The 16,776-nt window shown below is 37.1% G+C and carries 15 protein-coding genes (1 of these 15 cut by a window edge); all 15 read right to left on the bottom strand.

The window, feature by feature from the left end:
* Window positions 1-50: 50 nt before the first annotated feature.
* Window positions 51-1,112 carry a glycosyltransferase family 2 protein gene (locus ACZ449_RS26800; RefSeq protein ID WP_464259057.1) on the bottom strand — a complete coding sequence of 354 codons (1,062 nt, stop codon included), beginning with the start codon at window positions 1,110-1,112 and terminating at the stop codon, window positions 51-53.
* Window positions 1,113-1,136: 24 nt separating this feature from the next.
* Complete coding sequence (locus ACZ449_RS26795) at window positions 1,137-2,294, bottom strand: glycosyltransferase family protein (RefSeq protein ID WP_464259056.1); 1,158 nt, start codon at window positions 2,292-2,294, stop codon at window positions 1,137-1,139.
* Entirely contained in the window at window positions 2,269-3,480 is a 1,212-nt protein-coding gene (locus tag ACZ449_RS26790; protein ID WP_464259055.1) for an O-antigen ligase family protein, read from the bottom strand. The genes ACZ449_RS26795 and ACZ449_RS26790 overlap by 26 nt, the downstream gene beginning before the upstream one ends.
* 94 nt (window positions 3,481-3,574) lie before the next feature.
* Entirely contained in the window at window positions 3,575-4,708 is a 1,134-nt protein-coding gene (locus ACZ449_RS26785; protein WP_464259054.1) for a glycosyltransferase family 4 protein, read from the bottom strand.
* A 278-nt stretch (window positions 4,709-4,986) separates the two neighbouring features.
* Window positions 4,987-6,081 carry a glycosyltransferase family 4 protein gene (locus tag ACZ449_RS26780; RefSeq protein WP_464259053.1) on the bottom strand — a complete coding sequence of 365 codons (1,095 nt, stop codon included), beginning with the start codon at window positions 6,079-6,081 and terminating at the stop codon, window positions 4,987-4,989.
* Between the two features lie 65 nt (window positions 6,082-6,146).
* Entirely contained in the window at window positions 6,147-6,764 is a 618-nt protein-coding gene (locus ACZ449_RS26775) for an acetyltransferase (protein WP_464259052.1), read from the bottom strand.
* A gap of 103 nt (window positions 6,765-6,867) precedes the next feature.
* Window positions 6,868-7,533: a sugar transferase gene (locus tag ACZ449_RS26770; RefSeq protein WP_464259051.1), complete on the bottom strand. Its 666-nt coding sequence runs from the start codon at window positions 7,531-7,533 to the stop codon at window positions 6,868-6,870.
* A gap of 2 nt (window positions 7,534-7,535) precedes the next feature.
* Window positions 7,536-8,762 (bottom strand): DegT/DnrJ/EryC1/StrS family aminotransferase, encoded by a 1,227-nt coding sequence (locus ACZ449_RS26765; RefSeq protein ID WP_464259050.1) that lies wholly within the window; start codon window positions 8,760-8,762, stop codon window positions 7,536-7,538.
* A gap of 304 nt (window positions 8,763-9,066) precedes the next feature.
* Window positions 9,067-10,017 (bottom strand): HPr kinase/phosphorylase, encoded by a 951-nt coding sequence (locus ACZ449_RS26760; protein WP_464259049.1) that lies wholly within the window; start codon window positions 10,015-10,017, stop codon window positions 9,067-9,069.
* Entirely contained in the window at window positions 10,017-11,246 is a 1,230-nt protein-coding gene (locus ACZ449_RS26755) for a nucleotidyltransferase domain-containing protein (RefSeq protein ID WP_464259048.1), read from the bottom strand. The genes ACZ449_RS26760 and ACZ449_RS26755 overlap by 1 nt, the downstream gene beginning before the upstream one ends.
* A 58-nt stretch (window positions 11,247-11,304) precedes the next feature.
* Window positions 11,305-13,218 (bottom strand): polysaccharide biosynthesis protein, encoded by a 1,914-nt coding sequence (locus tag ACZ449_RS26750; RefSeq protein ID WP_464259047.1) that lies wholly within the window; start codon window positions 13,216-13,218, stop codon window positions 11,305-11,307.
* 20 nt (window positions 13,219-13,238) lie between these two features.
* Window positions 13,239-13,928, bottom strand: coding sequence for a CpsD/CapB family tyrosine-protein kinase (locus ACZ449_RS26745; RefSeq protein WP_464259046.1), 690 nt, complete (start codon window positions 13,926-13,928; stop codon window positions 13,239-13,241).
* A 36-nt stretch (window positions 13,929-13,964) separates the two neighbouring features.
* A complete protein-coding gene (locus ACZ449_RS26740) occupies window positions 13,965-15,398 on the bottom strand; it encodes a GumC family protein (RefSeq protein ID WP_464259045.1) in 1,434 nt (477 codons plus the stop codon).
* A 42-nt stretch (window positions 15,399-15,440) separates the two neighbouring features.
* Window positions 15,441-16,073, bottom strand: a complete 633-nt coding sequence (locus ACZ449_RS26735; RefSeq protein WP_464259044.1) for a polysaccharide biosynthesis/export family protein — start codon at window positions 16,071-16,073, stop codon at window positions 15,441-15,443.
* Window positions 16,074-16,254: 181 nt separating this feature from the next.
* A protein-coding gene (locus ACZ449_RS26730) for a LytR/AlgR family response regulator transcription factor (protein ID WP_464259043.1) crosses the window boundary here: on the bottom strand, window positions 16,255-16,776 show its 3' portion. It continues 162 nt past the right edge of the window; only the last 522 of its 684 coding nucleotides appear in the window; its start codon lies off the right edge, out of view; the stop codon is at window positions 16,255-16,257.

Below are 16,776 nucleotides of genomic sequence, written 5' to 3'. Positions count from 1 at the left end.
ATTGACACTGTCCTTCAAACGATATGCAGGACAATAATACTATTTCTCTCTTATTCAGTCGAACTTATGCATTTACGAATCAAAGCGAAAGCTGCAGTAAGATTATTTCTAGTATATTCCTTAATATAGAAATATCCGTCAATTACTCCAAACCATCTGAGATTGGTAAATATACTCACTATCCAATTTTGTATGTTGTTAGATAGCTGCTTTCTGAAGCTTGCTAACACTCTTTCATCTAACAAAACGTCTTTTATTATTGTTCTTCTTTTTATTGATATAAGTTCAACTCTATTATTATATAATTCCCCTATACATGAAATTGCTGCACCACATATTATTTTTTCAATCATATGTTTTTTATCTATATGGTACTCGTGAAGCAAATTCTCCAGTAACCTAATTAAGTATAGATAAATTTTCATCCTATCCGTTCTAAATGTAGTAGAAAGAGTATCAATGCTACGTTTCATGTAGAAATAAAGACATCTATCAATTGAACCAATACGAATACAATGAGTTAAGTAGCGATAAACGAATACCGTATCTTCCCCAAAGCTCAGTTCCTGTGGAAACAAAATATTCTTGTTTTTTATAATTTCTGTTCTGAACAACTTCCCACACGGTCCTTGAATAGATTCACTTGCCAAAAAATCATCTATGACTGTAAGAAACTGTTGAATTGATCCTTGGAAACTCGTACAAATATGATAGCAAACAGCTATTTTATCATTTTTCTCGATGCAAACGCTCTTATGCCCACAGATTGATAAATCGGCAGCATTGTTTATAATACATTTATACAACTCTTCGAGCATATGCGCTTCTATTTCGTCGTCAGCATCTACAAAACACATATACTCACCGTCGGCCTTACTAATAGCAAAATTTCTTGCACGTGATACCCCTCTGTTCTCCTTGTGGAATACCTTAATTCGGCTGTCCACTTTTTGGTATTCATCGCAAATTTGACCACTATGATCAGTTGATCCATCATTTACTAACAGTATTTGAGTATTTTTATATGTTTGATTTATAACGCTTTCAATACAATTTATTAAGTACTTTTCGGCATTATAAATTGGTATAATAACAGTTATAAGAGGATTCATTCCTACCTCCTGCCATAGCCAAAGTTAAATAGAATCTAGTAGCGTCTTGGCAATTTCTTTCGGTGAAAACTCTTTGCACGAAGCATACGTCGCATTTGCCACAATCATCTCCGCAATTTTACTATTAATACTATCCAGACAATTATCACAAATATTGAATCTGGAATACGAAGCAAGATAAGCTTCAATCTCATCCCTAAAATCCCCGTCTAAGAGTACTAATATAGGTTTATTAGTTGCAGAGTAGTAGTATATTTTCCCCGGTATTTGCGTTCCAAATTTATTACATATACAAACAAGAATATCGCATTTCGCTTCTAGCTCATCAACCTTTTCTTGGCTGATCCGTGGTAAGACTTTTACATTATCTGTTTCCGCTAATTCAATGTTACTGCTGCCAGCTATAATTAAGTTGTATTGATTATTCATAACACAAGAATCATATAAAGGGATTATATTTCTTGTTTTAGTATTATAATCGCCAAAATAGCCCAAGGTAATTTTTATATTTGAGTTGGTATCATATATCTTTTCTTTGTAATAGGGCAAAGGTATAAATAGCATTCTTTCTGCATATTCGGGAAACATCTTACACTGCATTTTTTTAGTTAACGGTGACACATAGACTATTTTATTGGCACATGAGATAATCTGCCGCTCTTTATTTTTGATAAATACCCGCGGATAAATCGTTTTGTTAGTAACATCCAGACTAAGTGGATCACCCCAATGTTGAATCCACACATTGTATTTTAAACCCTGTTTTATCAATTTATTTACATATATATGGGAAGTTTTGGGATCAGATGTTGATATAACTAAATCATACTCTTTACCTTTTAATGGCGTAATATCGGCTTTGCTAATTAAACTAATTGTATTGTCATGTAAACTAAACCAATAAAACACAACTCTTATCATATTAATAATCCATCTTTTTACTGGACTTTCTTGTCGAATTACTAGGTTTTCATAGATGGTATTTCCTTCAATTCTTATCGTATTAACGCTATCCATATTTTGATCTATAGCATCACACTGTTTTAAGCGTTTATTTACAGTTGGCATAATTAAATCAACTTCGCATCCGCAATCAATCAGACCTTTTAATAATCCCATATTGCTTATTGTCACTGATGAATTTATCTCTAGTGCTCTAAGTGTTACAAATAAAATTTTCATCCGAACCCTCCTCATTACTTAAATAAATGAATGTTAGCAAATAAAAGAAAAAGAAATTATAAATAAATTGGTCAATTGCACAAATCATTACGAAAATCAAATCGAAAATTAACCTTCCCCGCTTATAGCAATAATAGGTTGTGACCATATGAAATACTATATAAAACATTAATCCTACAATGCCGGTATTAATCAGTGTTGCAATGAACGAGTTACTGTAATTGAAAACGTTAACTCCAATAGATGCAAAATAATTTTTCATTTGGCTTACTCCCACACCAAAAATCTGATTGAATTCAGGAAGACTTTCAAAAAGGTAGATTTGACCTAAAATTCTAATATTGACTGAATCATTTCCATCAAATATTGAAAGAACTTTATCCAAACTTCTTTCAAATGCAGTATTATAATAGTCACTAACGTAAAAAAATAAAATATGTACAACCAAGATACATAAGATAATTAACACAGACTGTTTAAGTTCTCTTTTTTCTGCTAGAAAATAATATACAACTATTATAAGAGCCCCTAGTATACCTAAGCTTGATGAGCTCAAAGTCAATGCAAGGATATAAATTGTAGATAGTATGTAATTCTTTAGTTGCATATTAACAGCCAATAAAGGTAAACAGAATATAGCAAAATATGATGGTTCTTGAAAGACGGAATTCAACCTAAACCCCCAAGTTTCGGAAACCCAACCAGCATAATGTAATAAGGGTAAGTTAAATAACTGTCCGCTCGGTGGCTCCCCTCCCAAAGCCAATTGTACTGCTTGGTAAAATAAGAATAGACAGCAGCCAATTCCGATATAATTTGCATATTTCTCGAAAACTTTTATATTACATCTAGACCATAGAACACTAAAGCAGATAATACTATAGCTAATCGATAGCATAGAATTGAATAAGGCAATATTATAGTCCGTACTAAAAAACGCCAAAATTGATAAAAAAAAATGTAATAACCATAAATATGAGATATGCCGATTTATTGAAAACCTACTATTTAGAACTAGTACTAATACCGTAGCTATGCATAAAAGAATCATATTTACTGAAATAGGCCCTAATAAGATATAAGGAGAAAATATCGGCAATATAGCTAAAACAAACTCTGGAATTTTTATGGAGTTCGAATTTTTTCTTCCTTTATGTGTATTAATAGTTTGATTAATTATATTCATTGCATTTCCTACAATCTTTCTTTAGAGTTTCGCAATTCTATCATTTAACAGCAGTTTACCAGTTCAGATTTTCAAACTTTCTATGATGGTAAACCTATATATTTCTATATAGTCTAACCAATCTTTTCTCCATCTTATCCCAACTATAATCTTGCTCATATATCCGCTTCATTTTTATTGAAATCTTTGACCATTCAGCTTTTCGTTTTATCAAACGATCTATCCCAACTTTGAGGCTTTCAACATTAAAATCAATTACCTCACCGATATCATTCTGAGAAACGACTTCATCCTGCCCTGTATTTTTCACCATAATTAATGGCTTTCCAAGCATAAGAGCTTCATAGAATTTATTTGGTGCTGAATAATAATGATTTCCGACTGCTGGGTCATAAATCGCAGTCATTATATCGCAGCTTTTTTCTAACTGCAAGGTTTTACTGTAAGGTAATTTACCGTAATAAATAATATTATCATAATTAAAAGACATATCTTTAAAATAACTTTCATACTTACCAAAACCACCTATGTGTAACTCACAATTAGGGAGTTCTTTAATCACGTCTGCAAGCTCTTTTAAAAATCTACCATCTTGTAATATTCCAACATAAACTATTTTTGTCTTATCGTCATTCAGCTCTATTTTTGAAATTATCTCGCCAACTTGCGGAGTGCTGTTGTGTATAACCGTCAATAACTTTGGTTTACTACCATGTATCTGCTCTTTTCGTTTCTCTGTACAAATAATTGTTCCATCCGCATAATTAATTATTTTATGTTGTTCGCATACAATAAATTTTTTGAATGCACTAAATCTACCATTAGTATGAGTGAAAAGATAGTCGAATATATCAAATATCAGCTTTTTCTTAAATAATTTTGCACAATAAAAAGCTGTATAAGCTGTGTCAAAATCACACGCATGTAATATTTGATATTGCTTTCTATTCTTAAAAAGCCACAAAAACAAGCGTACTTGGAATAATATAAAGGCTATTAAGTTTTTTCTTCCTTCACCAAAGGTTGCGGGTATCCCAAATCTATAAATTTTCACCACGCCATTTTCCAAGTTCAAATTAAATTCTTTAATTCTATATCGTGAACTTCTATCCCATGCCACAACTTTAACTTTATACCCAGCTTTAATAAGACTATTAACTTCTTTTTCAACTCTTGAATCTGGGTCTACGGGATTAGAACGTAAAAATACTATACATGCATTCTCCATTTCATAACCTCACAGCAGAAATTATTTTAGGGCAAGATAAAATACGGTGGCTAGCCTAGGCGGCCATTTAAGGCACGATTTTCCTTCATCTTGTTAAGAGTTTTTTCATTGTTTCTATCAAATTCCACTAACTTGTTACATAAGCATGGTTAATCAGATTTAAACCCTAAAACCTAGCGAATCTTTCGCTCACGAACTTAAGGCGACTTACGGCGATTTACCAACAAGTAGCATACGGCGTTCATTTGACAGAGTTCCTATTCAGACACTCAGACACACTAATATTTTTTTATCATTCCATTACCATATATCTTTTTCATTTCCTCTTTCACACTCATTAAATCAAAATGCTTGATTATTTCAGTATTGAAATGCCCCATTAAAGATCTGTTTTTGACTGTTTTTTCTATAGCTTTAGCAAACCCCTCAACATCCTCCGGCTCCACCAAATAGCCACCTTTGCCATTCTCAATTAAATCTGTATTACCTCTGATATTGGAGCATACCACTGGTAGACCTGTTGCCATTGCTTCTATCAGAGCAACTGGCAAGCCTTCTCGAAGTGACGGAAAAACAAATATGTCAGAGGCGGCACATATCTCAGATATGTCTTCTCTAAAGCCCAAGAGCCTTACATCAACCCTATATTTCCTTGCTAAGTTTTTCAAATATCCATCCAGTTCGCCACAACCACAAATAACATAAATTATATTATGTTCCCTTAACTTAGCTATACCCTTAATAATAACCTCATGATTCTTATTATTAGATAACTCACCAACTGAAAGCAAAACAAGCTTTCCTTCAGTTATACCCAACATCGCTCTTTTTACAGACCTATCAATATTTATACTGTTAAACCTCTGTGTATCAACACCCACGCCCGGCACATAGACAATTTTCTTTGCTCTAAACTGCTGCGCCCTTGCGTAATCCTCCTTATTTATTGTGATAAGCACATCTGTATACCGTGCAAGAAACCTTTCAATCGGATAATATATTAGCCAATACATCATCGGTGCACCTTTGAAAAAATGGAAACCGTGGGCTGTATAAAAGACTTTTGTTCCACTCTTCTTGGTATCACGAGCTGCCAATCTTGCCAATAACCCTCCCATAGGCGTGTGACAATGGATCATGTCGTATTTGTTTTGACGTAATATTTCCTTAAGCTGCGTATACGCCACTATGTTATTTAATTTGTAAGGAGACCGCTCTATCGGAATTACATATTTCTTATCACAATATGGAAGTTCTATATCCTTGTTAGCTGCTACGTGAACTTTCCAGCCTTGCTTTTGAAACCATCTCATGTACGGAAGGTGAAATGATTTAAAATGTATCATTACTGTAGCTACAAATAGAACCTTCAATATGGTATCCCCACCTTATATTTTTTTTCTTAATCAACATCACAATTTGAATGACAAATCTGTTCTCATAGTATCCTCTCCGCAGGAACTCCAATATAAGTCCCCGCCTCTACTATATCCCTCACAACCACTGCGCCAGCACCCACGACTGTTCCCCCGGCTATTCTAATGTTGTTACTAACTACCGAGCCAACACCAAGCCATGTACCCTTACCAATTTTAACTGTACCAGAAATATGTACGCCTGGTGATATGTGAACATAGTCTCCAATAGTGGCGTCATGATCAATAGTAGCACCTGTATTCACTATACATCCCTCGCCGATTTTACTACCACAGTTAACAATCGCGCCAGCCATCATAACTGTACCTTCGCCAATTTCAACCTGCACACCGATATTAGTGCTGGGATGTATCAACTTTGGCACAGTAGCTCCTGCTGCTTTGATCTGCTTATATATCTTTTCTCTTATTTCATTACTTCCTATGGCTACGAAGATGCTATACTCTTCTATAAGGTTTAACGCTTTGCTTGATGTACCAATAACATCGTATCCCATTGAAGATTTTACTGTTGTATCATCGTCAAGAAATGCTATTTGCTGCCATTTATTCATTTTTAGTGCGATGTCTGCGATCACTCTACCATGACCACCCGCACCAACGATAAGAAGTTTTTTCATATAATTATTGCCCCTTAACAAACTTCCACGTTAGCTTTTATTGTGAATAAATTAACTAAAGTATATCTAAACTATGTAGATTGCTCTTAATAACCGAAAGATCTCAAACTTCTTTAGTCCCCCTAAATATCTCCATAGTAGCAACTCTTTCAGAACTTATACCTTTTCTTTTAATTACTTGGGCCACCGTTTTGAAGATTATCTTCCAGTCACCACATATTGTGATATTTTCCGCATATCTAACATCTAAGTCAAACTTTTCTTCCCAGCTAATAGTATTTCTCCCATTAATCTGTGCATATCCGGTAAGACCAGGCCTCACATCATGTCTATGCCTTTGGTGTTCGTTGTACAATGGCAGATAGTGAACCAATAGTGGCCTTGGTCCGACAATGCTCATATCACCTTTTACAATATTAATTAGCTCCGGTAACTCGTCTAAAGATGTCGATCGTAGCAACTTACCGAACTTCGTTAACCGTATCTCATCAGGCAGTAGATTTCCGTTTTTGTCTCTTTCATATGTCATTGTTCGAAATTTATACATCAAAAATATCTTCTCATTCAATCCGGGTCTTTTCTGTTTAAAAAGGACTGGGCTACCTAATTTAATTCTAACTAGTAAAGCTATAATAAACAGTACAGGCGAAAGAACAATTATTGCACAGACTGACAATGTAAAGTCCATTGGTCTTTTAAAATATTGCCTATACACCCCTAACTTTTGAGGAAGCTTTACGTTCAGTCCAGTTCCAGCCTCTATCTGCATTTCTATCTCCATAAGTTTTTAATTATCTTAACTACCCTAGCTAAATCACTCTCTGTCATTTTAGTATCGCTAGGAAGGCATAAACCACTTTCAAAAATCTGCTTACTAATACTTTTATCATCACATTGAGTAATAAAATCACAGTCACGATAGTAAGGTTGAAGGTGCATTGGTTTCCAAATTGGCCGAGCTTCTATGTTTTCTTCCTCTAATGCAAGTATAACGTCTATGGGTTTAATCGATCTTACTGTTTCACTCAACCTAATACAAGAAAGCCAATAGTTCGGCTCATTCCATTCATTGATCGGCATCATACTAACACCATCTAGGACTGCTAGCTCTCTTTTATAGAACTCAAATATCTCTTTCTTTTTCTGAATCCTATTTTCTAAAACTTTAAGTTGTCCTCTACCGATACCTGCTACAATATTTGACATTCGATAGTTGTAACCGAGATCACTATGTTGATACCACCTAGCTTCATCCCTACTTTGAGTAGCCCAAAACTTTACTTTAGCTATTCTTTCCGCTGCAGTATCCGAGTCGTTTGCCACAAGCATTCCGCCACCGGACGATGTGATGATTTTATTGCCATTAAAACTAAATATCCCGTATTTACCAAAGGTTCCGGTATACTTTCCTTTATATAACGTACCTAACGACTCAGCGGCATCCTCTATTAATGGAACATTATACTTATCACATACCTTTAAAATTTTATCAAGATCTGCAGATAAACCATAAAGGTGTACAACTAAAACTGCCTTAACTCGCATGTTATATTTTTGAAATGCCATTTCGAGAGCTTGAGGTGACACGTTCCAAGATTCTATGTCTGAATCAATAAAGACTGGGGTTGCATTTTGATATACTATCGGATTAGCCGTAGCTGCAAAAGTTAACGAAGGGCAAAAAACTATATCTTTCTCATAGCTAGATTTATCAGAATTTATTCCAGGTTTTATACCCTCTCCCACACCAACAGCCTTGAGCGCAAGATGAATAGCCGCGGTGCCGGAAGATACTGCGGCGGCACACTTTGCCCCGATTTTTGCTGAAAGTTCCTTTTCAAATTCATTAACATTAGCTCCAAGTGGTGCAATCCAATTCGTTTCAAAAGCATCTTTAATATAAAACTGTTCATATCCTTCTTCACTCATGTGAGGCGATGATAGGTAAATTTTCTTCATCTTATTAGATAGTGGATTTTCACTATAGCCAATTCCCATTATCTCTCCCATCCCTACGAAAAAATCAAATTTTGATATAGGTTACCATCCAAAATTAGCTCTGCCAATTCAATGTAACAATCCGGTTGCTGCCTGATCCCTCCTGTATACTCACTATTTTGACTACTAGTTTCACCAGCTTGACTACTTTCTGGTTTATGATTCACAAATCTCCAATCCAAACCGGACAAGCCGCTTCGACGAAAACTCCGCATTCTCTTCTTTAAATCTGGAAATTGATAGGCTTTTGCTAATTGCCTGCCTTATCATATAGCCTCCCATCCGATTTTGGTATTCAGTTGCTCTAAGACCATTTGGATAGGACGTCCGTATAGTGCTTCAAAAAAAATTCCGTCTGCCTATCCAATAATATTTCGTTTGCTGGCCTTATCAATCGAAAAACCTGCACTTGCTTAACTAAATTGGCACACTGCTTGAAATGGGAAAACTTCTTACCCAAACAATTTATATACTTGGCTCGATAAGTATTACCCATAATTGTGGCAAGTTTAGCGGCCCCTTTTAGCGGAAGTATAGAGATATCGTCATTACATGGCTGCACCACAATTTCGTAAATAACCTTAATGGGTACGTGTTGCTTGCCGAAGCGCTCATATACCGACACAGCACGTTTACTTTCGCCTTGAACAACTTGACTAGCAGCAGCAACATCAATACCAAGCATAGCTGCAGAATCCGGCCAAAGTTTCTGCTGGGGATATGCGGGCTGCACCTGATAACTTCCCTGTGCACAAGTAAGTACGGAAACATCATCTGCTAACAATAAATATCCCTGTTTGCATAGTGCCGCTGCAATTGTTGACTTTCCGACACCAGAAATACCTGTGAATAGAACACCGCATCCATTAATATCTACTGCGCTGCCGTGAATAGGTAAAGTATCGCGTTGCATAAGCAAAATCCCCATAACCGTACCTAAAAGGAATAATCTCACCATGCTGGAATTAGCTGAGTTGCAAATCTTAACTATGATTTGTTCCCCATTAGCAACGTAAAATGTAGCAACTCCTTCTACCCGAAATATAAATTCATTGTTTCCAGCCTGGTAGTAATCGGTTTCTTCTATAATAGATTCAACCCGTTTAGGTATATCGCCATATTTGATTCTAACATCGGAAGTCTCCCCTACTCCCCTTGCCAACTCTGGCAGTACAAGTTGGGATTTAATATTTAGGCCAAAGGCAAAATAATTATAACTATGCATGTTACTATTATTAATGTTTTGTTCTACCATCACAAACCTCGTAATACATTTCTCATAACGTTACGTGTCCTTCGATAAAACCAAGTAAATGGCGATATAATATAATAGAAGAAATATAAGTGTCCAGATAATGAAATTAGTTCTAAATCCTCATTCGTCGGTGAAAAATATCTACCAATACAAGATAATTGTCTTCGCCATCCATCATTTAATCTAAATTCATAATTTTTTTGTCGACACAAAAAAATCATCTTTTCTTTTATAGACTTAGTCGTATTGAAATGATTATCTGTAATAAATCGCAATCCCATAATTGCTAAAACTTGAGCCTGGATATCCGCATCCACCTTATTGGTAACAGCCTTTGGCAAAGGTGTTTCAAAAAGCTCTCGCACCAAAAAAAGTGTTTGGTTAAGAATACTTTTAACACCAAAATCATCAGCAAGTTGATATACCTTTGCCCAGGAAAATTCCTTTTTTTTGATCAAAACGTCGATATCCAGCAACCATTTTACGCGAAACCATGCGTGAATAGCACCATGAATTACTAGGTATAATAGCAATTCTTCTTTGCCAAGCATATTTATTGACTGTCCAAACATTTTCATTGAAATCAAATTGTTTTCAATTATATTCATTGGCAGATCCATGCCCCTGCAATCCAACCGCCAGTGAACTTCTACAGATACGCCAAGTTTCGGGTGCCAATACTCAAAATTTTTTTCTAATTTCATCCATTTTTCAAGGTCGACTGATGTTATTTTTGCTACCGACTGACTCCAGATATAGCCATGCATTTCAATAATTTTTCTTGTCTCACCAATGTCTTCCGGAGATATAAGAAGATCTAAATCTCTAGAGGTTCTAAGCGTTATGTCTCCATAAAGCTGTTGCGCAAGTGGAAAACCTTTAAGGACAATCACCCGAATCCCACACTGGTCCATTGCTCGCAGTATTCTTATAGATTCTGTTACCATCCGTAGTGTATTGCTTTTATTATCCTGGTCTAATTTGCCCAAAGCAGAGATTACATTCTTAGGTACTACCGGATATGCTATTTTGCTGAGGTAGTTATATGCTTGTGGATATACTCTATGGTGTATAGCTAAATGTGTAAAAAGAGACCAATCAAATTTGAAGGAAGTTAGCTTATTTATAGCATCCAAATTTTTATCCCTATTTTTAATATTGGAACATAGTAATAATAAACGTAATTCAGGCGATAAATTGCTACAAATATCTATAGTATTTGCCTGCACTCGATTTCTCCCCTTTACACATACCTCGCCGTAGCCTTTGCCAACCAGCCAAAACAAATTAATGCAGTAATCCAGTTGCTGTCTGGTAGCCCCCAGTATACTCACTAGTTTCAATCGTGGTCTCATCGTGTTGATTACTATCCGGTTTTTTTAAAGAACTTCCAGCCGAATACGTTGGTACAATCTTCTTTATAATTCTAACTGCATCATCATCATGAATTGCCTTTCTTAAAGCAGTGAGCCTCAAATGGAACTGCTTCTCGCCAACTGTTTTTATGTTGGCAACAAAAATTTTCTCATGTTTGGTTGCATCAGTGCCTTCTTCAGCAGTAAGCAACTCTTCAAACAGCTTTTCGCCAGGCCTTATTCCTGTATATTCAATTTTAATATCCTCATATGGTATAAGACCGGAAAGTTCAATTAGGTCGTGGGCTAAATCGACAATCTTAACTGGTTTACCCATATCTAGTACAAAAACCTCACCGCCCTTGGCAATTGACCCAGCTTGCAAAATTAGCTGTACCGCTTCGGGAATGGTCATAAAGTAGCGTTTCATATCCGGATGAGTAACCGTTATTGGCCCACCTGCTGCTATCTGCTTTTTAAATAACGGTATTACACTACCCCGGCTTCCCAATACATTGCCAAATCGAACTGCAACGAATTTTGTATTACTAGCATTATTAATGCTTTGAATGACGAGTTCAGCCACCCTTTTAGTAGCTCCCATTATACTAGTGGGATTTACCGCTTTATCTGTTGAAACCATGACAAACACTTCTGTTTTAAATCGGTCTGCTGCTTCGGCGATTACTTTAGTGCCGAAAATATTATTATGTACTGCTTCTTTAGGTTGAAACTCCATGAGGGGTACATGTTTGTGAGCAGCAGCGTGAAAGACCACATGTGGTGTATTGGCGTTAAATATCTCATCAACTCGATCACTGTCACGTATGTCAGCAATAATTGGCCGTACATCTATATGTGGAAACTTTATTCGCAGTTCTCTGTTGATTTCGTAAATACTATTTTCGCCTTTTCCTAGAAGACAAAGTCTATCTGGCGATAACTTTGCAATCTGCCGACATAACTCTGAGCCAATAGACCCTCCCGCACCAGTTACAAGAACACGCCTTCCGGAAATATAGCCAGCAATTTCATTCAGATTAAGCCGGACGGGTTCTCGCTTTAGCAAATCCTCCAAATCTATATCGCGCAATTGTTGAATTGTAACCTTGCCGTCTATCATCTCATATATGCCGGGAAGCGTTTTTACTGAGCAGTTGGTATGCTTGCACTCGCCCAAGATTTCCCGCACAACAACACCGCCTGCAGAAGGCATTGCAATGATGATTTCATCCACTTGATATTTCTTCACTATTTGGCGTATAGCTGCCCGTCCGGCAAGAATTTTGATCCCATACATCATTTGGTTGCGTTTATATGGATCATCATCAATAAAGCCGACAATATGTTTACTGTTATAATAACGTTGCTTTATTTCCCTGGCAATCATTGCTCCCGCGTCGCCGGCACCGACGATTAGTAAATTAGAAGTGTCTTTTTCGCCCTTTCTGTGACGCAAATGAGATATAATACGCAGACATAATCGAGATACACCAATAAGAATAATGGTCGAGAACCAACTTATAAAATGAGTGCTTCTAGGTATGTCAGGACCAACGAATGCTGTGTACATCGCAATGATGATCGAGCTAACCGTCACTGCTCCACTTATCGCTACCAATTCATTAATACTGGCATAACGCCACAAACGGTGATATAAGCCAAACCCATAGAACGCGCTAAGGCGAACCGCAATAAATACAGGTAAAACAGAAAATAGAATTTGCAAATATGGTTCAATAACAGCCATGTCCTCAAAACGTATTACCAGCGCAAACAGAGGAGTAACGCTAACTATAACTATGTCAATAAATAGTAAAATCCCTAAAAATAATTTGCGTCGCATTCGAACATCTCCCGCATAAGTTAATTTGCAGTCTTAGCAAATGTCTCATAATAATGATAATAAGCACGCTGTTTGGTGCTTTCTGAGCGATTAATAATTAGGCCCAATATATTTCCATTTGCGTCTTCCAACTGCTCCTTAGCTCTTTGAGCCATCTCAGGCTTAACTCTGCCAATTCCTACTACTAATAAAATACCATCAACTTTTGAACCAAGAATGCAAGCATCGGTAACTGGCAGTACCGGCGGACTATCAACAAGTACATAGTCGGCCTGACACTTAAGTGCGGCTATTACTTCCGTTAACCTACCAGAATCAAGAAGCTCCGCAGGATTACGTGGCGTTGGTCCACTGGTAACCAAACGGAGGTTAGGGATATCAGTGTCCTGTACTATATCTGCTAGGGAGCATCCCTGATATAGAAAGCTTGTTAACCCCTTATTGTGCTTTCTAAAAAGTGCGTGCTGCGTAGGTTTACGCAAATCACAATCCAAAACAATTACTTTTTTGCCGGTCTGTGCTAAGACAATAGCTGTGTTCCTAGTAATTAATGATTTTCCTTCTCCTGGTTCAGCACTGGTAAACAGTATACTTTGCACGTTTCTATACACTTTAGAATATAAAATATTTGTCCTTATGGTTCGAAATACTTCCGATATTATAGTTGTTTGCTTCACACCATCAATCGTATTTTCTCGACTCTTTTTCATATGACCTCACATCCAGTTTATTCTTTATGATCTGCGCTAACTAAATAGAGCGCGAATTCTATTCCAAAATGGCCCCTTTTTACCAACTATGATTTTATCCATATCTGGTACAATTCCCATTACCGGTAAATTCAAAAGTTGCTTAGCCTCCTCTTCATTACGAATCGTCCAGTTTTTATACTCTAGTATTAGTGACAAAACTATGCCGATACCTAGTCCGAGTATTGCCCCGATTACTGCATTTAGTACTATTCGCGGTCTAATCGGTAATTCAGGTACAATTGCAGCATCAAGTACTTGTACGTCTGAAGGACGCATTACCTCATTAATTCGGGCCTCTTCATACCGCTTATCCAACATAATATATATTTCTTGAGCAACAAGGGCCTCCCTCATCAGACGGCTTATCCCCTGTTCCTTGGCAGGAAGCGCTGACATCTCTTTTTCGCTAGAAGCTATTATATTTTCGATTGCCGCTTTTTGTGCCATTGTGGCGGCTACTTCCGCCTCCGATGTTATTTTTGCCTGCAGCAGATTCTGATGGATTGTATTACCAGAGGCAGCTTCGGCATTAACAACTAGGGCCGCTTCGGCTTTTAGTTTCGTTTTGACTTCATCAATTGCCGCTCTAAGGGAAATTACCTTAGGATGGCTGTCTGAATACTTAGGCAATGCACTTACCAATTCCACTTCTAAATCAGCCAATTTTGACTTGTGCTGTTGAATAAGTGGGCTATCGGCAATAAAACCCGGTTTTTCCCCTGCCAACTGCTGTTCAATACTGCTCAGCCTTGCCTGGGTGGACATTAAATTCACTCTGTTTTCAGCCTTGAGTTTATCAATACCTATAACCTTATCCAACATTGCTTTGGACTGGACATCAGGGGCTATCATTTTTTGTGTACGTTTATATTCTTCCAGAGCTCCTTCGGCTTTTTCCAATTCCAGTTTGGACTCTTTCAGGCGCTGACCAATAAACTCCCGTACTGCTCCTTGCTCTGCCGTCAATAAAGAAATAAGTGTATCACTGAGTGTATTCGCAATTAGCTGAGCATATTCCGGTGACCTTGCTTGAACCCGTAGGTACAATATATTGGCTGTTTTGGATGGTTGTACGTTAATGGTTTTGACCAGTTTCTCATAACGCGGAACATCATCCTCGTTTTCATCCGCATAAACCTTATCAATCACTGGCTGTACAACTGTACGGCTCTTAAGCATTTCCGTATAATTGGCTAAGTTTTGTCTGGTATCAAGCACTGAGCCGCCCGGTATATCTGATAGAAGTGAGGTTGCCAGCCCTACAGGAAGCTTAACTCTAAGACTTGTCTCTGCCTCATAGGTAGGAGAAATCATAAAACTAACAATTAATGATACCAGCAAGACTATTAGGCTAGCCCTTACAATTAGTGAAAATCTCTTTTTGGCAATTGCAACACAATCTTGCAGATTGATTGTCCTTTGAATCATGCTAGAAATCCTCCGTATAATTCATCAATGGTTCGTAACGAACTAATCATCATTCATGTCCGCAATCTGGTAAGCAATATTGATAAAGGGAAGTATATCTCTGCCAATATCCACTCGCCCGCTGGGTGCAAGGTATACCGCATCACCATCATTTAATGCATAGTTCTGAGACATATCGCCTTTTCTCAGCAGTTTAAGAAGGCTAACCTCTAGCGGTTTGTTTTTACTGTCCTTGCGGATGATGTAAACCTTCTTTTTTAAAGCATCCTTGGTGTAGCCACCAGCTGCTCCTATCGCATCAAGCAGTGAGTGCTGCTTTTCCAACTCGTACATACCGGGCTTCGCAACCTCACCCAATACATAAATTCGAGTAGTACGAAACTTTATTACATTTATTGTAACCTTCGGATCGTTCGCGTAATGACTGATTCCGGCAGTGATAGTTTTCGTCAACTGACCGGGGGAAAGTCCACTGGCCTGTACTTCACCGACTAAGGGAAATGCGATTTTGCCATCGTTTCTAACAATCAGGTCTTTGATTTGCAGTTCATCAAAATCCAGTACATTGATAGCCAATACATCTCCTGGTCCTAAAAGATAATCCTCGGCACAAACAATATTGACTACACTGAACATTATGAGAAGAACTAAGACAATACTCACTGTCTTTCTCATTATTTACCTCCATAGCTTGGTTCCAAGCCTGATCTCTTTACTTATTGGAAAAAAATGTATTTTGGTAGCCCTTATTATATTCTTACAATTTTTTTCATGCAAGCTATTTATCATGAGTTGCGTTTATACGGCCATAAGTTGATTTACAAGATGCGATCCTGTTGGTATAACTACTCAAAGGCTATGGGAGCAATATATTCTTTTTACAGTCAGCCCTCGTGTGTAGTCCGGCAATAGTCCTAAGTGTAGGGCTATACTGTCGGCTGACTGGAATTTCACTATTATAACCAGCGACCTTAGCAACCATGGTATTGTTTTCTCTTGGAACCATCTCTGATAAATAATCGGGATTAATAGCAAAACTTCGATGGCAACGAACCAATTTGGTTTCCCCAATCCTATTCAAAAAAGCATGTAACGTATAATTGCTTTGATACGTTTTGTTCTCAGCCACAACCGTAACTTTGCGATTCCCTTTTTGTAAAAAGCAGCAAGCAATTTTTGCAATGTCTACCAGGACAATCCTTTCACCTTCCCATAAGGATATCCGGTCAGACTTTTTTAGGGCTATTTGCTTTTGTATTACCGCTTCATTTACTTCATCAATTTTAAACGATTTTGAAGCAGATTGGTCATGTGCCATTACAAGGAGAATTTCAGAATCAGAAACACGATTTAATCTTACGCCAGGCTCTTTTAGCAA

This window comes from Desulfosporomusa polytropa, from assembly GCF_055380075.1.
This window is presented reverse-complemented; position numbering and strand designations above follow the sequence as displayed.

Coding starts and splice junctions, on each gene's coding strand:
- ACZ449_RS26750 (WP_464259047.1), bottom strand. CDS start 13,218: ATGCGACGCAAATTATTTTTAGGGATTTTACTATTTATTGACATAGTT.
- ACZ449_RS26800 (WP_464259057.1), bottom strand. CDS start 1,112: ATGAATCCTCTTATAACTGTTATTATACCAATTTATAATGCCGAAAAG.
- ACZ449_RS26785 (WP_464259054.1), bottom strand. CDS start 4,708: ATGGAGAATGCATGTATAGTATTTTTACGTTCTAATCCCGTAGACCCA.
- ACZ449_RS26735 (WP_464259044.1), bottom strand. CDS start 16,073: ATGAGAAAGACAGTGAGTATTGTCTTAGTTCTTCTCATAATGTTCAGT.
- ACZ449_RS26765 (WP_464259050.1), bottom strand. CDS start 8,762: ATGGGAATTGGCTATAGTGAAAATCCACTATCTAATAAGATGAAGAAA.
- ACZ449_RS26775 (WP_464259052.1), bottom strand. CDS start 6,764: ATGAAAAAACTTCTTATCGTTGGTGCGGGTGGTCATGGTAGAGTGATC.
- ACZ449_RS26770 (WP_464259051.1), bottom strand. CDS start 7,533: ATGCAGATAGAGGCTGGAACTGGACTGAACGTAAAGCTTCCTCAAAAG.
- ACZ449_RS26790 (WP_464259055.1), bottom strand. CDS start 3,480: ATGAATATAATTAATCAAACTATTAATACACATAAAGGAAGAAAAAAT.
- ACZ449_RS26795 (WP_464259056.1), bottom strand. CDS start 2,294: ATGAAAATTTTATTTGTAACACTTAGAGCACTAGAGATAAATTCATCA.
- ACZ449_RS26745 (WP_464259046.1), bottom strand. CDS start 13,928: ATGAAAAAGAGTCGAGAAAATACGATTGATGGTGTGAAGCAAACAACT.
- ACZ449_RS26740 (WP_464259045.1), bottom strand. CDS start 15,398: ATGATTCAAAGGACAATCAATCTGCAAGATTGTGTTGCAATTGCCAAA.
- ACZ449_RS26760 (WP_464259049.1), bottom strand. CDS start 10,017: ATGGTAGAACAAAACATTAATAATAGTAACATGCATAGTTATAATTAT.